Origin of the sequence: Pseudomonas sp. VI4.1 (genome assembly GCF_002029345.1) — a bacterium.
GTDB lineage: Bacteria > Pseudomonadota > Gammaproteobacteria > Pseudomonadales > Pseudomonadaceae > Aquipseudomonas.
Genome location: NZ_MULM01000130.1, coordinates 26,362 through 41,772, shown reverse-complemented (window position 1 = coordinate 41,772; position 15,411 = coordinate 26,362). Strand labels below are relative to the sequence as shown.

The window sequence follows — 15,411 nt, the reverse complement described above, 5'->3', positions numbered from 1 at the left end:
GTCAGATGACATTAATGCCGTCTGACACACCGCCTTCGCGAGCAAGCCCGCTCCCACAGTGATTGCGTTTAACGTCGTATTAACGGTGGCCACCCCGGTCACCGTGATCGCCGCGGCCGACGTGGTCGCCTCTTCCACCACGGTTGTCGCGCCCGCCACGGCTGCGATTGTCGTTGTCCCGACCGCCGCGGTTACGGCCGTCCCAACCGCTACGGCTGTGCCCATCCCAACTGCGACTCTGATGAGCCCGGTAGTCGGCCCGCGGCGCCGACTGGTAATAACGCGGTGCCGGTTGATAAACCCGCGGCTGGTGGTAATACCGCGGCGTTGGCTGGTAATACCGTGCAGGCGGCGCATAATACCGGCGCGGCGCCGTGTAATAACCGCCGTTGGAATAATAAGGCCCGCCACCGGAGTAATACGGCGCAGGGGATGTGTAGACCTCGGACCGGTAGTAGCTGGCTCCTCCATCGGAATAGGGCACGCACGCACCAAGAGACAATCCCATCAGGGTAAGCAGAAGAAGTCGGTGGAGCTGTTTTCGACAGAGCATGGCGGCCTCCTGGACCGCGAGTGAGCCACACCAGCGACGCTGGCGGGCGACAGTCAATTATTCGGTGACTGTCGAAAGATCAGACATCGAATTCGAAATCTGGTGCGTTCGCGAAACACATTGAAACAAGTGACCGATGAAAGGTTTTTCATCCTGCACCTGCCGATCAATGGTGCCAGTGGTGATATCCGCCCCGGTAATACCGTGGGCCATGGCCGCCAAAGTACCAATAGCGATAGCCCCCATAGACGCGCGGGTCGTAATAACCGGGTGAGTAATAAGGCGAACGGTAACCGGGGTAGTAATAGGGCGCCGGATACACAGTGGCCCCACCGGTGTAGTAGTAACAGCCAGACAGGCCAAACCCCAGCAACGCACTCAGCAGCAGCGGACGGAGCTTTTTCTGAAGGAGCATGACGGCCTCCGGGAAGACCCGCGACAACACTCATCTGTTTTGACTTGAATACCCGGACCGAGTGCGCCAGGAGAAAAACCTTCAGATAAGTGGCCAATCCGTTCCATTGCGGTGCACTCACGCACCATCACAAGGCAACCCTTTACCCTTTCCTGCAACGACTGTGGCTGTTTCCTGCGGCCTAGAGCGTTCCAACCGACTTGGCACGGCTCTCGCTTTAGCAAAGGCGTGCAGGAGTCATCACAGGTTCGCGGCACCACAATTTGCAATGGCTGACTAGGGTTCCGGCTCGCTAAGGCGAGTGGCTGGTCCGAGAGTTGGCGACCTCCAGTTGAGGTTACACGGCGGGACAAAAGCCCGGGAGACAAGCCACCGTTCGCGGTGCCGCGTTGACTCCTGCCCGCCCCTGATCAACTGGAGAACCATCCCATGTCCCGACTTCGATTACCCGCCCTGCTCGCCGCTGCCTTCGCAGCCTGTCTGAGCCTCTCGTCCCAGGCTGCACAGAAAGACCACTTCAGCGTCTGCTGGACCATCTACGCCGGCTGGATGCCTTGGGAATACGCAGGCAGCCAGGGCATCGTCGACAAATGGGCGAAAAAGTACGGCATCCAGATCGAGGTGGTGCAGCTCAACGATTATGTCGAATCGATCAATCAGTACACCGCTGGCCAGTTCGACGGCTGCACCATGACCAACATGGACGCACTGACCATTCCGGCGGCCGGTGGCGTCGACAGCACCGCGCTGATCGTCAGCGACTTCTCCAATGGCAACGACGGCATCGTGCTCAAGGGCGACGGCAAGAACGTCGGCGACCTCAAGGGCATGGACGTCAATCTGGTGGAGTTGTCGGTGTCCCACTACCTGCTGGCCCGGGCGCTGGATTCGGTGGACCTCACCGAGAAAGACCTGAAAGTGGTCAACACCTCCGACGCCGACATCTCGGCCGCCTTCAACACCGATCAGGTCAACGCCGTCACCACCTGGAACCCGATGCTCTCGGACATCAAGGCCAGGCCCGGGGTGACCGAAGTCTTTAACTCCAGCCAGATCCCCGGCGAAATCATGGACATGATGGTGGTCAACAGCGCCACCCTCAAAGACAACCCGGCCCTGGGCAAAGCACTCACCGGCGCCTGGTTCGAAGTGGTCGAGTTGATGCACGCGAAAAACGCCGCCGGCAAAGCCGCCCTGGAGCACATGGCCAAAGCCTCGGGCACGGATCTGGCGGGATTCCAGGCGCAACTCGATACCACCCGATTGTTCGCCACGCCCAAAGAAGCCCTCGTGTTTGCCACCAGCAAGCAACTGCCGGAAACCATGCGCAAGGTCGCCGAATTCTCGTTCCAGCACGGTTTGCTGGGTGAAGGCGCCAAGGACACCAGCGCTGTCGGCATAGCCTTCGCCAATGGCGTGACCAGCGGCGACAAGGGCAACCTCAAGCTGCGCTTCGACCCGACCTTCGTGCAGATGGCTGCCGACGCCAAGCTGTAAACAGGAGGACTGGCCATGCGCCTGATCAATCGCCACCCGGATCGTCCGAGTCGCCTGTTGTTGGTGATCCTGCCGTTCGCCCTGGTGCTGTTCGCCTACTTCATGGGCTCGGCCGAGCGGCTGACGGACAACCCCAACGACAAGCTGCTGCCCAGCGCGGTGCAGATGACCGACGCAGTGAAACTCCTGGCGTTCACCGCCGACACCCGCACCGGTGACTACCTGCTCTGGCAAGACACCGCATCCAGCCTGCGTCGCCTGGCCATCGGCCTGGGCATCAGCGCGTTGGCCGGGTTGTGCCTGGGTATCGTCGCCGGGACCCTGCCGCTGTTCGGCGCACCGTTGTCGCCGTTGCTGACGGTGCTGTCGATGGTGCCGCCGCTGGCGATCCTGCCGATTCTGTTCATCGTGTTCGGACTGGGGGAGTTGTCGAAAGTGATGCTGATCGTGATCGGCATCACCCCGTGCCTGGCGCGGGATCTGGAACAGCGCGCCCGGGAGATTCCGCTCGAGTTGCTGATCAAGGCCCAGACGCTCGGGGCTTCGACCTGGACCTTGATGCTGCGGGTGGTGCTGCCGCAGTTGTTGCCGCGCCTGTTGATCTCGCTACGACTCATGCTCGGCTCGGCCTGGTTGTTCCTGATTGCCGCCGAAGCCATCGCCTCTACCGACGGCCTTGGCTACCGGATTTTCCTGGTGCGCCGGTACCTGGCGATGGACGTGATCTTGCCCTACGTGGTGTGGATCACCCTGCTCGCCTGGCTGATGGATTGGGGCCTCAAGCGCCTGACCCGACGGGCCTTCCCCTGGCACGAAGGTGCCTCTAAATGAGCCACGAAGGTGCCCCTAAATGAGTTATGGAGGAGCCCGCGCATGAGCTTCATCACCGTGAAAAATGTCTGGCAGCAATACGCCGATCAGGTGGTGCTCGAAGGGCTGAACCTGAACGTCAACGAGGGCGAGTTCTGCACGCTGGTCGGCGCTTCCGGTTGCGGCAAATCCACCTTCCTGCGCCTGCTGCTTGGCCAGGAACGCGCCAGTCGCGGCGAGATTCTGCTCGATGGCCAGGCCCTGGCCGGCGAGCCGGATGCCAGCCGTGGCGTGGTCTTCCAGCGCTATTCGGTGTTCCCGCACCTGAGCGTGCTGGACAACGTTGCCCTCGGTCTCGAACTGCCGCGCTCGCCATGGCTGGGGCGGTTATTCGGCAGCGCTAAACAAGACGCACGAGAACAGGCCTCGGTACTGCTGCACAAGGTCGGCCTCGGCCACTCGCGGGACAAGTACCCGGCGCAACTGTCCGGCGGCATGCAGCAACGGTTGGCCATCGCCCAGGCACTGATCATGAAACCCCGGGTGCTGCTACTTGACGAGCCGTTTGGCGCCCTCGATCCGGGCATCCGCAAGGACATGCACGGCCTGCTGCTGGAGCTGTGGCGCGAGACGCAACTGACGGTGTTCATGGTCACCCACGACCTGTCCGAAGGCTTCAGCCTTGGCACGCGCCTGCTGGTGTTCGACAAGGTTCGCCTCGACCCGCACGCCCCCGGCGCCTATGGCGCGCGCATCACCTACGACATCCCGTTGAACAGCGACCGCCGCATCAATCGTGCGGCTGTCGACGCCCTGCCGGCTCAGCTGGCGGGCACGCTTCGTATTGCCTAGAGGAATTTTGCAATGACCGATTCGACTCAACTGTTCCCGCCCTTCGCCGAAGAAATGCTCCCCGGCGGCGGTCATCGCTCTTTCGTATTGAAGCGCGGCCAATTGCTGCGCCTGACCGACCTGCGCGGTGGCGCCAACGTCAGCCTGACGTTGCTCAACGCCAACGAAAAAACCGAGCGCCTGAACCTGCCCGACAGCCTCAAATGCCAACACACCGCCAAGCTCACCACGGGCCATTGCCTGTACTCGGACATGGGCCGGGTGCTGGCTGCCATCACTGCCGACACCTGCGGCTGGAGCGACAGCCTCGGCGGCGTGCTGTGCGCTGAAGAGGTCACGCAAAAATACGGTCAGGGCCGCTATCAGGAACTGCGCAACGGTTTCTACCGCAACGGCACCGACAACCTGTTGGTGGAGCTGGGCAAATGGGGGCTGGGCCTGTCCGATCTGCTGATGACGCTCAACCTGTTCAGTCGGGTGAACGTCGATGAGGCCGGACGTTTCCACTTCGTCGAAGGCAACTCCAGGGCCGGCGATTACATCGAGTTGTATGCGCCGATGGACACGCTGGTGGTGCTGACCGCCTTGCAACACCCGATGGACCCGTCGCCGCAATACGCGCCCCAACCCCTGAAGCTCAGCTGGATGAACGCCGACGCCAGCGTCGCCGAACACTGCCGCACCTCGCGCCCGGAAAACGAGCGCGGCTTCATCAACACCGACCGCCTGTTCGCCTGAGGATCGCTGCCATGTCACTCGCCATCGCTACCGCTGCCGCTTCTGATGACACTGCCGCAAACAGGCAGCCAGACACCGCGGTCTACCGCGCCACCATCCCCGCCGGCGAACCCTGGCTGCTGGAGGTCAAGGCCGGCCAGACCTTGCGCATCCTCGACCTGGAAGGCAACCAGGCGATCGACACCCTGTTCTACAGTGTCGCCAACCCCAAGGAACGCTACGACGTGCAACGCACCTTGCGCCGGCAAAACAGCGTCTACCTGGGCACCGGCAGCGTGCTCTATTCCAATCTCGGCCAACCGATGCTGACCATTGTCGCCGACACCTGTGGCCGGCACGACACCCTCGGCGGTGCCTGCGCCCAGGAGAGCAACACCGTGCGTTACGCGCTGGAAAAACGCTACATGCACAGCTGTCGCGACAACTACCTGCGCGCCTGCGTCCACGACGGACGACTGGGCAAGGGCGACATCGGACCGAACATCAACTTCTTCATGAACGTGCCGGTCACGGCGGAGGGTGGTTTGACCTTTGCAGATGGGATCTCGGCACCGGGTAAATACGTCGACCTGCGGGCGGAGATGGACGTGATCGTACTGATTTCCAACTGTCCGCAACTGAACAACCCGTGCAACGCCTACAACCCTACGCCGGCGGAGGTGCTGGTATGGAACTGAAATTGGCGCGGTTGCGGCGGTGGTTGTTTGCCCTGTGTCAGGCCCGTTCAAGCCAATGCCTCAAACAGTAAGAACACCACAGCCCTCATGTGGGAGCGGGCTTGCTCGCGAAGGGGCCAGCACATTCAACATTGATGTCGACTGACTCTCCGCTTTCGCGAGCAAGCCCGCTCCCACAGGGGTGGATCAGCAGTGGTTTCAAGTTCAGTGATTCTGCCGCCGGGGACGACCCCGGCGCCCATCGAAAAACTGCGGGACGGCCCGCATCCCAGGTCGAGGCTGATGCGCTATCGCCTCCGGGGGTTTTGCCATGTTCGAAAAAGTCCTGATTGCCAACCGTGGCGCCATTGCCTGCCGTATCCTGCGCACCTTGCGCCAATTGCAGGTCCAGGGCGTTGCCGTCTACTCCGAAGCCGATGCCGCCAGCCTGCACATCCTGCAGGCCGATGAAGCCCACAGCCTGGGTGACGGTGCCGCGGCCGGCACCTATCTGATGGTCGACAAGCTGCTCGCCATCGCCAAGTCCACCGGCGCCACGGCGATTCATCCCGGCTACGGTTTTCTCTCGGAAAACGCCGCGTTCGCCGAAGCCTGCGAAGCCGCCGGTATCGCCTTCATCGGTCCGACGCCGCAACAACTGCGAGTGTTCGGCCTCAAGCACACCGCCCGCGCCTTGGCCAGGCAACACGGGGTGCCCCTGCTCGAAGGCACCGAGCTGCTCGACAGCCTCGACGCCGCCTTGATCGCAGGGGAACAGGTCGGCTACCCGGTGATGCTCAAAAGCACCGCCGGGGGTGGCGGTATCGGCATGCGCGTATGCCGCAACGCGGCGCAACTGAGTGAATCCTTTGAAGCGGTCAAACGCCTCGGCCAGAACAATTTCAGCGACGCCGGGGTGTTCATCGAGAAGTACATCCAGCGGGCGCGGCATCTGGAAGTCCAGGTGTTCGGCGACGGCCACGGTGAAGTGATCGCCCTGGGTGTGCGCGACTGCTCGGTGCAGCGGCGCAACCAGAAAGTCCTCGAAGAAACCCCGGCGCCGAACCTGCCCGACGGCATGGCCGAAGCGCTTTGCGCGGCGGCGATCAAACTGGCGCAAGCCGTGAACTACCGCAGCGCCGGGACTGTGGAATTCGTTTTCGACAGTGAAGATCAGCACTTTTACTTTCTGGAAGTGAACACCCGCTTGCAGGTGGAGCACGGCGTCACCGAGCAAGTGTGGGGCGTGGACCTGGTGCGCTGGATGGTGCAACTGGCGGCCGGTGATCTACCACCGTTGAGCGAGTTGAGCCAAGGGTTGAAAGCTTGCGGTCACGCGATTCAGGCACGGCTGTATGCCGAAGATCCGGGCCGGGATTTTCAACCGAGCCCCGGCCTGCTCACGGCGGTGGATTTTCCTGTCGCCGATGGCAAACAGTTAAGGATCGACACCTGGGTCGAAGCCGGTTGCGAGATCCCGCCCTACTTCGACCCGATGATCGCCAAGGTCATCAGCTGGGCGCCGAGCCGCGAACAGGCCCGCGCCGAATTGCACCAGGCCTTGGGCGACAGCCTGCTCTACGGGGTGGAGACCAACCGCGATTACCTGCGCCAGATCCTGCTCGATGCACCCTTCGCCAGCGGCCAGGCGTGGACCCGTTGCCTGGAAGGCCTGGTCTATCGGGCCAACACCTTCGAAGTGCTCAGCGCCGGCACCCAGACCAGCGTCCAGGACTATCCCGGCCGCCTCGGCTACTGGGCGGTGGGGGTACCGCCGTCGGGGCCGATGGACAGCCGCGCGTTGCGCCTGGGCAACCTGTTGCTGGGCAACGACGAAGGGGCGGCAGCGCTGGAAATCACCATGAGCGGCCCGTTGCTGCGCTTCAATTGCGAGGCGGTGATAGCGGTGACCGGGGCGGTGATTCCACTGATGTTGGACGGTGAAACCGTCGCAATGAACACGGCGCTGCTGATCCCGGCAGGCGCGACCTTAAGCCTTGGCACGATTGCCGGTGCTGGCGCTCGCAGCTACCTGTGCCTGCGCGGCGGACTGCAAGTGCCTGAATACCTGGGCAGCAAAAGCACCTTCACCCTGGGACAATTCGGTGGGCATGGTGGCCGAGCATTGCGCGCTGGGGATGTGCTGCATGTACCTGCATTGATCGACCGCAGCGTCGGCCAACAACTGGACCACGGCACCGAGCTACCCGCCGTGCGACAAATCCGGGTGATCTACGGCCCCCATGGCGCGCCGGAATACTTTAGCGAAAACTACATCGCCACCTTCTTCGCCACCCAGTGGGAAGTGCATTTCAACTCCAGCCGTACCGGCGTGCGATTGATCGGGCCGAAGCCGGAATGGGTGCGCGCCGACGGTGGCGAGGCGGGATTGCATCCGTCGAACATCCATGACAATCCGTATGCCATCGGCGCGGTGGATTTCACCGGGGACATGCCGGTGATCCTTGGCCCGGACGGCCCGAGCCTGGGCGGGTTTGTGTGCCCGGTGACGGTGATCGAGGCCGATCTTTGGCAATTGGGGCAGCTCAAGGCAGGCGATAAAGTTCAGTTCCTCCCCGTCGACCTGAAGACCGCCCGCAACCTCGCCTTGAAATGGAATACCCCCTGTAAGAGCTGGCTTGCCAGCGAAGAAATTGACGCGGTGTCTGTCAGGGCCCCTTCGCTGGCAAGCCAGCTCCTACAGGGGGTTGTGTCGCCTGTGGTATTGGATTTGGGTCAGGGGGATACGCGGCTTGTCGCAAGGCTGTCCGGCGACACTCACCTGCTGCTGGAAATCGGCGCACCTGAGCTGGACCTCGTCCTGCGCTTCCGCGCTCACGCCCTGATGCAAGCCCTGGAAAGCCAGCACCTGCACGGCGTGATCGACCTGACCCCAGGCATCCGCTCGCTGCAAGTACACTACCAACCCGAACAACTGCCACTGGCCGATCTGCTCGGCATCGTCGCCGGCGAATGGGACGCCGTGTGCGCCGCCAGGGACCTGCAAGTGCCCTCGCGCATCGTTCACCTGCCACTGTCCTGGGACGACCCGGCGTGTCAGTTGGCGATCGAAAAATACATGACCACCGTGCGCAAGGACGCGCCCTGGTGCCCGAGCAATCTGGAGTTCATCCGCCGCATCAACGACCTGCCGAATCTCGACGAGGTGCAGCGCACGGTGTTCGACGCCAGCTACCTGGTGATGGGCCTGGGCGACGTCTACCTCGGCGCACCTGTCGCCACCCCGCTCGATCCACGGCATCGGCTGGTCACCACCAAGTACAACCCGGCCCGCACCTGGACCGCGGAAAACTCGGTGGGCATCGGTGGCGCCTACATGTGCGTGTACGGCATGGAAGGCCCCGGCGGGTATCAGTTCGTCGGTCGTACCTTGCAGATGTGGAATCGCTACCGAGAGGTCGCCGCGTTCGATGGCAAACCATGGCTGCTGCGCTTCTTCGACCAGATCCGGTTCTATCCGGTGAGCGCCGATGAGCTGCTGCGCATTCGCCGGGATTTCCCCTTGGGGCGTTTCGATCTGAATATCGAGCACAGTCAGCTGAACCTGGCGGACTACCAGGCGTTCCTGAGCAAAGAAGCCGAGACCATTGCCGCGTTTCGCGATCAGCAACAAGGCGCGTTCAACGCCGAACGCGAGCGCTGGATCGCCAGCGGCCAAGCACATTTCGACAGCGAAGAACCGGCCCCGGACGCCACCGAAGACGCGCCACTGGCCCCTGGTCAACAGAGCGTCGACAGCCACATCGCCGGCAACCTCTGGCAGGTCCAGGTGGAGGCCGGCAGCCGGGTCGCCGCCGGTGATGTGCTGGTGATTCTGGAATCGATGAAGATGGAAATCCCCTTGCTCGCGCCCATGGCCGGCGTCGTCCGGGAAATTCGCGTACAGCCGGGGTCGCCCGTGCGCGCCGGCCAGCGCGTCGTGGTGCTGGAACTCGAGTGAACCCATTTTGAAAAGGATGAATGCCATGAACATCAATCTGCAACTCGACGCCCTGCGCAGCGCCTACCGCGATGGCAGCACCACGCCTCGGCAATTGCTGTCGAGCCTGCGCGATAAAGCCGCAGCGTTGAACCCGGACTATCACCTGTTCATCCACTTGCTCAGCGTCGAGGAACTGGAACCCTACCTCGCCGCCCTCGACGGTCGTGACCCGGACAGTCTGCCGCTGTACGGCGTGCCATTCGCGATCAAGGACAACATCGACCTGGCGGGCATTGCGACCACGGCGGCGTGCCCGGCGTTTGCCTACGTGCCGCAGCGTTCGGCGACCATCGTCGAGCAACTGCTCGCCCTGGGCGCTATTCCGTTGGGCAAGACCAACCTCGATCAGTTCGCCACTGGCCTCAACGGCAGTCGCTCACCCTATGGCGCGTGCCCGAACAGTGTGTTGCCGGATTATCCCTCGGGCGGTTCCAGTGCCGGTTCTTCGCTGGCAGTGGCGTTGGGTGTCGCGAGCTTTTCGCTGGGCACGGACACGGCAGGTTCCGGGCGGGTGCCGGCGGCCTTGAATAATCTGGTCGGGTTGAAAGCGAGCAAAGGGTTGATCTCCACGGCGGGCGTGGTGCCGGCCTGCCGCACGCTCGATTGCGTCACGACCTTCACCGCCACTGCCCGGGAAGCCAGCCAACTCCTGGCGCTCACCGCGCAACTCGACCCACGGGATGAATACAGCCGCCGCAATCCGCTGTGGAATGACGGCTCGGCGTTCGGTACGCCGCGCCCGTTCCGTTTCGGCGTGCCGCGCACCCAAGACCTGGAGTTCTTCGGTTGCCCTGAAGGTCCGTTGTTATTCGCCGATGCCGTCGATCAACTCACCGCGTTGGGCGGTGAGGCGGTGGCGCTGGATTTGTCGCCGTTCCTGGAAGCGGCGCGCCTGCTCTACGAAGGGCCGTGGGTAGCCGAGCGCTACAGCGTCGCCGGCGAGTTGCTGGCGCAAAATCCCGAAGCCGTGCTGCCGGTGATTCGCGCGGTACTGGCCAAGGCGCCGGCGGTGAGCGGCGTGCAAACCTTCCGTGCCCAGTATCGCCTGCAAGCCTTGAAAGCGCTGTGCGACCAGGCGCTGGACGGACTCGATTGCGTGCTCACGCCAACCATCGGCCGACCGGTGACACTGGCGGAACTGGCAGCCGAACCGGTGGTGCGCAACTCGGAACTGGGCTACTACACCAACTTCATGAACCTGCTCGATTACGCCGCCGTCGCCGTGCCCACCGGCTTCATGCGCAACGGCCTGCCATGGGGCGTGACGCTGTTTGGCCGGGCGTTCACCGATCAGTATTTGTTAGGGGTGGCGGATGCGTTGCAACGTCGGCAAGGATTGGCAACCTCTGCACCGACGACTGTCGCGCGCAATGATCGAGCACGGTTGGTGGTGTGCGGTGCGCATCTGGATGGGTTGGCGTTGAACTGGCAACTGAAACGCCGTGGAGCCCGGTTGATCGAGACGACGTTCAGCTCACCTGACTACCAGCTGTATGCATTGGCCGGCGGCCCACCGCTGCGGCCCGGGATGGTTCGGGTGAAGGCAGGTGGTGTCGCCATCGCCGTGGAGGTCTGGGAACTGCCGAGCAGTGAGCTGGGCTCGTTTCTGACCGGGATTCCGGCACCGCTGGGGTTGGGCAAGGTGCAACTGGCGGATGGGCGCTGGGAGAGCGGGTTTATCTGCGAGGCGTATGGGTTGGAGGGGGCGGTGGATATCAGTCATCTGGGCGGGTGGCGGGCGTACCTGAAAGATCTGCGTTGATCTCACGATTCGCTGGCAAGCCAGCTCCTACAAGGTCCGCGCAAAACCCTGTAGGAGCCGGCTTGCTGGCGAACCAGGCGATGCGGTGTATCAGGCATGCCCCCTTCGCTGGCAAGCCCAGACACCACCGGCCCTGATCCTTGCCAATTCACCCCACAAATCCCGCAGTTATTTCCACAAAGTGCCACTAGAATGCTTGCATCGGATTACTGCAACGGAATCGCCATGCCGCTTCGCTCGCCGCTGTATTCGCAACGCTCGTTGGTGCTCACGCTGATTGCGTTGCTGGGCGCCGGATTCCTGGCCACTTCTTTCCTGAGCTACTACGCCTCGCGGGCGTCGATCCGCGACAGTATCGTCAATACCGAATTGCCGCTGACCTCGGACACGGTCTACTCGGAAATCCAGAAAGACCTGGTCAGGCCGATCCTGATTTCCTCGATGATGTCCCGCGACACCTTCATGCGGGACTGGGTGGTCAATGGCGAAAACGACCCAGGGCAGATGACCCGCTACCTCGACGAGGTCATGACCCACTACGGCGCCTACACCGCGTTTTTCGTCTCCAACGGCACGCTGACCTACTACCACGCCAAAGGCGTGCTCAAGCAGGTCAAGGTCGATGAGCCCCGCGACGCCTGGTACTTTCGCGTCCGCGACATGGCCGATCCCTATGAGATCAATGTCGACCCGGACCTGGCCAACAAGGACAACCTGACCTTCTTCATCAACTACAAGGTCTACGACTACAACAACCGCTTCATCGGCGCGGCGGGTGTCGGCCTGACGGTCGACGCGGTGATCAAGCTGATCGACAAATACCAGCAGCGCTACCAGCGCAGCGTGTATTTCGTCGACACCTTCGGGCGCCTGGTGCTCACCGGCGCAGAAGGTGGCCCGCAAGGCGCCCAGGTTGGACAGACCCTCGGCGAACTCGACAGCATGAAGAGCCTGGTCAGCCAACTGCCCAAACCCCACAGCGGCAGCTACGAGTATTCTGTCCAGGGCCAGGGCCACTTCCTCAACGTGCGCTTCATTCCGGAGCTGAACTGGTACCTGTTCGTCGACAAGCGCGAAGATGGCGCCCTCAGCGAGATCCGCCAGTCGCTGTACCTCAACCTGCTGATCTGCCTGATCGTCACCCTGACCGTGCTGGCCCTGCTCAACCGGGTGATCAAGCGCTATCAGGGCAAAATCCAGACTCAGGCAACCCTCGACAGCCTGACTGAACTGCCCAACCGTCGCGGCTTCGACCTGCTGGCCGCGCAAGCCATGCACGAAGCCCGGCGCGAGCCCAGGCCAATGACCGCGCTGTTGCTGGACCTGGACCACTTCAAGGCCTTGAACGACACCTACGGTCACCTGGCCGGCGATCAGGTGCTGATCGGCTTCGCACGGGACCTGGAAAGTTGCCTGCGGCACTCCGACATCGTCTGCCGCTGGGGCGGTGAAGAATTCATCGTGTTGCTCAAGGACACCGACGGTCACACCGGCAAGATGATCGCCGAGAAGATCCGCCGGCATGTCGAAGAACAGCATTATGCCTACAACGATAAGCAACTGCGCCTGACGGTGAGCATCGGCCTGACCACCCTGCAAGCGGACGACACCTTGCACACGCTACTGTCCCGGGCCGATCAAGCGATGTATCGTGCCAAGCATTCCGGTCGTAACCGCACCTGCGTGGAAATGCCTCACTCCAGTTATGCATAGTCCTACATGAACAAACCAGAATTCTGCCCGGCCTGCGGCGCCTCCAACGACTGCACCCTGGCCGACCCTCGAACCGCCGATCGGGCCTGCTGGTGCTATGGCGTCAGCATCGACCCGGCGGTGCTCGAAGCGCTGCCGCCGGAACTGCGCGACCTATCCTGCCTGTGCCCCCGCTGCGCCCAGGTCGAGGCACAGTTGGGTTAAGCAACCGCGCTGTCGATCACGTAAGATACGGCCCCCTTTCTCCACTGATTGTCGTCATGCGCATCGACCGTTTCCTCAGCAACCTGCCCCGCTTCAACCGTCAGCAGGTGCGCCTGTTGCTGGTGGAAAAGCGCGTGCGGATCGACGGCAACATCGTCAGCGACACCCACGCCGAGGTCTCGGTGTTCAGTCGCGTCGAGGTCGACGAGCACGTACTGCAAGTCGGCAAGCCCGCCCGCTACTTCATGCTGCACAAGCCCGTCGGCTGCGTCAGCGCCACCCGCGACCCGGAACACCCGACCGTACTCGACCTGATCCATGAGCCGGACAAGGACGAACTGCACATCGCCGGGCGCCTGGATTACAACACCACCGGCTTGATGCTGATCACCAACGACGGCAGCTGGTCACGACGCCTGACCCAACCGCAGACCAAACTGCCCAAGGTCTATTACGTCGAGACTGAACAGGACATCGGTCCCGACTACGCGATCACTTTCACCGAAGGCCTGTACTTCGCCTTCGAAGACCTCGTCACCCAGCCCGCCGACCTGGTGGTGCTCGGGCCGAAATCCGCACGCCTGAGCATCGTCGAAGGCCGGTATCACCAGGTGAAGCGGATGTTCGGCCACTTCGACAACAAAGTGTTGCGCCTGCACCGCGAACGCATGGGCCCGCTGGCGCTCGACAATGCCCTAAAACCGGGCGAGTACCGCGCATTGTGCACCGAAGAGATCCTTTTGTTCTAAGCAGACGACCGCTCAGCAGAAGTTGTCGAACAATTTACGAATGATACTTGCGCGCGAACGTGACCCCTGCTTGAATCAGGACGTCGGCCGAAATGTGACCGACGAGTCACAACATACTTCTAAGAAACTTTTTGCCGGTAGAGAACCCTCAGGTTCCGCCTTCCCCCGGCAGACTGCCCGCCAATAACAATACCCGTCGACCGGACTGCATTGGATCGACATGGGCTCCAGAATTCCAGGCGTATGCCTACCTGTCATAAAGCTCGTGCAATCTCAGTTGCGCGCATACCCGCTTGCTTGGAGTCTGATGACATGAGGCCAGAAATCGCTGTGCTGGATATACAGGGTCAGTATCGGGTTTACACGGAGTTCTATCGCGCAGACGCCGCAGAGAAGACCATTATTCTGGTCAACGGCTCGCTGGCCACGACTGCGTCGTTTGCACAAACCGTGAAAAACCTCCACCCGCAGTTCAACGTGGTCTGCTACGACCAGCCCTACGCGGGCAAGTCAAAAGCCCACAACCTGCATGAGCAATCGTTGACCAAGGAAATCGAAGGGCAGATCCTCCTGGAACTGATCGATCACTTCGCCGCCGAACACGTGCTGTCGTTTTCCTGGGGTGGCGCCGCGACCTTGGTCGCCCTGGCCCAACAGCCACGGCGCATCGAAAAAGCCGTGATCAGCTCGTTCTCGCCGGAGATCAACTCGCACATGCTCGACTACCTCGAGCGCGGCATCGATTACCTCGGCAGCCGGGACGGCGACCGGGTCGGCAACCTGGTGAACAGCACCATCGGCAAACACCTGCCGACCCTGTTCAAGCGCTTCAACTATCGGCACGTCAGTTCCCTGGCCGAGCATGAATACGGGCAGATGCACTTCCACATCAGCGACCTTCTGCACAGCGATCGCCAGTGCTTTTTCAAGGCCGCGCAGAAAATCACCGTGCCCGTGCTGTTCATGAACGGCGAATGGGACGAATACACCGCCGCCGATGGCGCCCGGTTATTCGCCAACCACGTGCAAGACGCCACCTTCAGCACCCTGCAGGCCACCGGCCACTTTCTCGACATGGAGCACAAAGCCGCCTGCCGAGACAGCCGCAACGCACTGCTGGGCTTCCTGAAACCGGCGCCACAGTCGAGCCGACCGCGGTACCACTACGTCCAGGACCAACATGCACTGTCCATCTGAAACAGCGTCATCGCGAGCAAGCCCCGCCCTACAGCGTTAAACGCATCCTGTAGGAGCGAGGCTTGCCCGCGAACGACCGTCCCGCGGTCCCTGTTTTTGCTTTATCCGCTGCTAAATGCAACGAGCACAAAGAAAAACTTCAAATCCATGCGCACATCTGGTACAAAGTCAGCCGCTCTGAGCGGGTGTCGTATAATGGCATTACTCCAGCTTCCCAAGCTGATAACGAGGGTTCGATTCCCTTCACCCGCTCCAATCGAAT

13 protein-coding genes, 1 tRNA gene and 1 riboswitch are annotated in these 15,411 nt (G+C 62.1%); of the genes, 12 read left to right on the top strand and 2 right to left on the bottom strand.

The window, feature by feature from the left end; translation table 11 throughout:
* Nucleotides 1-79: 79 nt before the first annotated feature.
* Together BZ163_RS09830 and BZ163_RS09825 are read right to left on the bottom strand one after the other, a co-directional pair.
* Entirely contained in the window at nt 80-553 is a 474-nt protein-coding gene (locus BZ163_RS09830; RefSeq protein ID WP_128870744.1) for a hypothetical protein, read from the bottom strand.
* A 166-nt stretch (nt 554-719) separates the two neighbouring features.
* Nucleotides 720-968 carry a hypothetical protein gene (locus BZ163_RS09825; protein ID WP_128870743.1) on the bottom strand — a complete coding sequence of 83 codons (249 nt, stop codon included), beginning with the start codon at nt 966-968 and terminating at the stop codon, nt 720-722.
* Nucleotides 969-1,233: 265 nt separating this feature from the next.
* Nucleotides 1,234-1,334, top strand: a riboswitch (guanidine-I (ykkC/yxkD leader).
* Nucleotides 1,335-1,397: 63 nt separating this feature from the next.
* Between BZ163_RS09825 and BZ163_RS09815 the strand changes: the two genes are divergently transcribed.
* From BZ163_RS09815 to BZ163_RS09760, 12 genes are all read left to right on the top strand, one after another.
* Complete coding sequence (locus BZ163_RS09815) at nt 1,398-2,465, top strand: putative urea ABC transporter substrate-binding protein (protein WP_128870742.1); 1,068 nt, start codon at nt 1,398-1,400, stop codon at nt 2,463-2,465.
* Between the two features lie 15 nt (nt 2,466-2,480).
* Complete coding sequence (locus tag BZ163_RS09810) at nt 2,481-3,296, top strand: ABC transporter permease (protein WP_128870741.1); 816 nt, start codon at nt 2,481-2,483, stop codon at nt 3,294-3,296.
* A 42-nt stretch (nt 3,297-3,338) separates the two neighbouring features.
* Entirely contained in the window at nt 3,339-4,127 is a 789-nt protein-coding gene (locus BZ163_RS09805; RefSeq protein WP_128870740.1) for an ABC transporter ATP-binding protein, read from the top strand.
* A gap of 12 nt (nt 4,128-4,139) precedes the next feature.
* On the top strand, nt 4,140-4,865 hold the full coding sequence (locus BZ163_RS09800; RefSeq protein WP_128870739.1) for an urea amidolyase associated protein UAAP1: 726 nt from the start codon (nt 4,140-4,142) through the stop codon (nt 4,863-4,865).
* Between the two features lie 11 nt (nt 4,866-4,876).
* Nucleotides 4,877-5,542 carry an urea amidolyase associated protein UAAP2 gene (locus BZ163_RS09795; protein ID WP_128870738.1) on the top strand — a complete coding sequence of 222 codons (666 nt, stop codon included), beginning with the start codon at nt 4,877-4,879 and terminating at the stop codon, nt 5,540-5,542.
* A gap of 310 nt (nt 5,543-5,852) precedes the next feature.
* A complete protein-coding gene (uca, locus tag BZ163_RS09790) occupies nt 5,853-9,482 on the top strand; it encodes an urea carboxylase (protein ID WP_128870737.1) in 3,630 nt (1,209 codons plus the stop codon).
* 25 nt (nt 9,483-9,507) lie between these two features.
* On the top strand, nt 9,508-11,286 hold the full coding sequence (gene atzF / locus BZ163_RS09785; protein WP_128870736.1) for an allophanate hydrolase: 1,779 nt from the start codon (nt 9,508-9,510) through the stop codon (nt 11,284-11,286).
* Nucleotides 11,287-11,511: 225 nt separating this feature from the next.
* On the top strand, nt 11,512-12,999 hold the full coding sequence (locus tag BZ163_RS09780) for a sensor domain-containing diguanylate cyclase (RefSeq protein WP_128870735.1): 1,488 nt from the start codon (nt 11,512-11,514) through the stop codon (nt 12,997-12,999).
* Between the two features lie 6 nt (nt 13,000-13,005).
* Nucleotides 13,006-13,203, top strand: coding sequence for a cysteine-rich CWC family protein (locus tag BZ163_RS09775; protein WP_128870734.1), 198 nt, complete (start codon nt 13,006-13,008; stop codon nt 13,201-13,203).
* A gap of 56 nt (nt 13,204-13,259) precedes the next feature.
* Nucleotides 13,260-13,952 (top strand): pseudouridine synthase, encoded by a 693-nt coding sequence (locus tag BZ163_RS09770; protein WP_128870733.1) that lies wholly within the window; start codon nt 13,260-13,262, stop codon nt 13,950-13,952.
* Between the two features lie 312 nt (nt 13,953-14,264).
* Nucleotides 14,265-15,149 (top strand): alpha/beta fold hydrolase, encoded by an 885-nt coding sequence (locus tag BZ163_RS09765; protein ID WP_128870732.1) that lies wholly within the window; start codon nt 14,265-14,267, stop codon nt 15,147-15,149.
* Nucleotides 15,150-15,330: 181 nt separating this feature from the next.
* Nucleotides 15,331-15,404, top strand: a tRNA-Gly gene (locus tag BZ163_RS09760).
* The last annotated feature ends 7 nt before the right edge of the window (nt 15,405-15,411 follow it).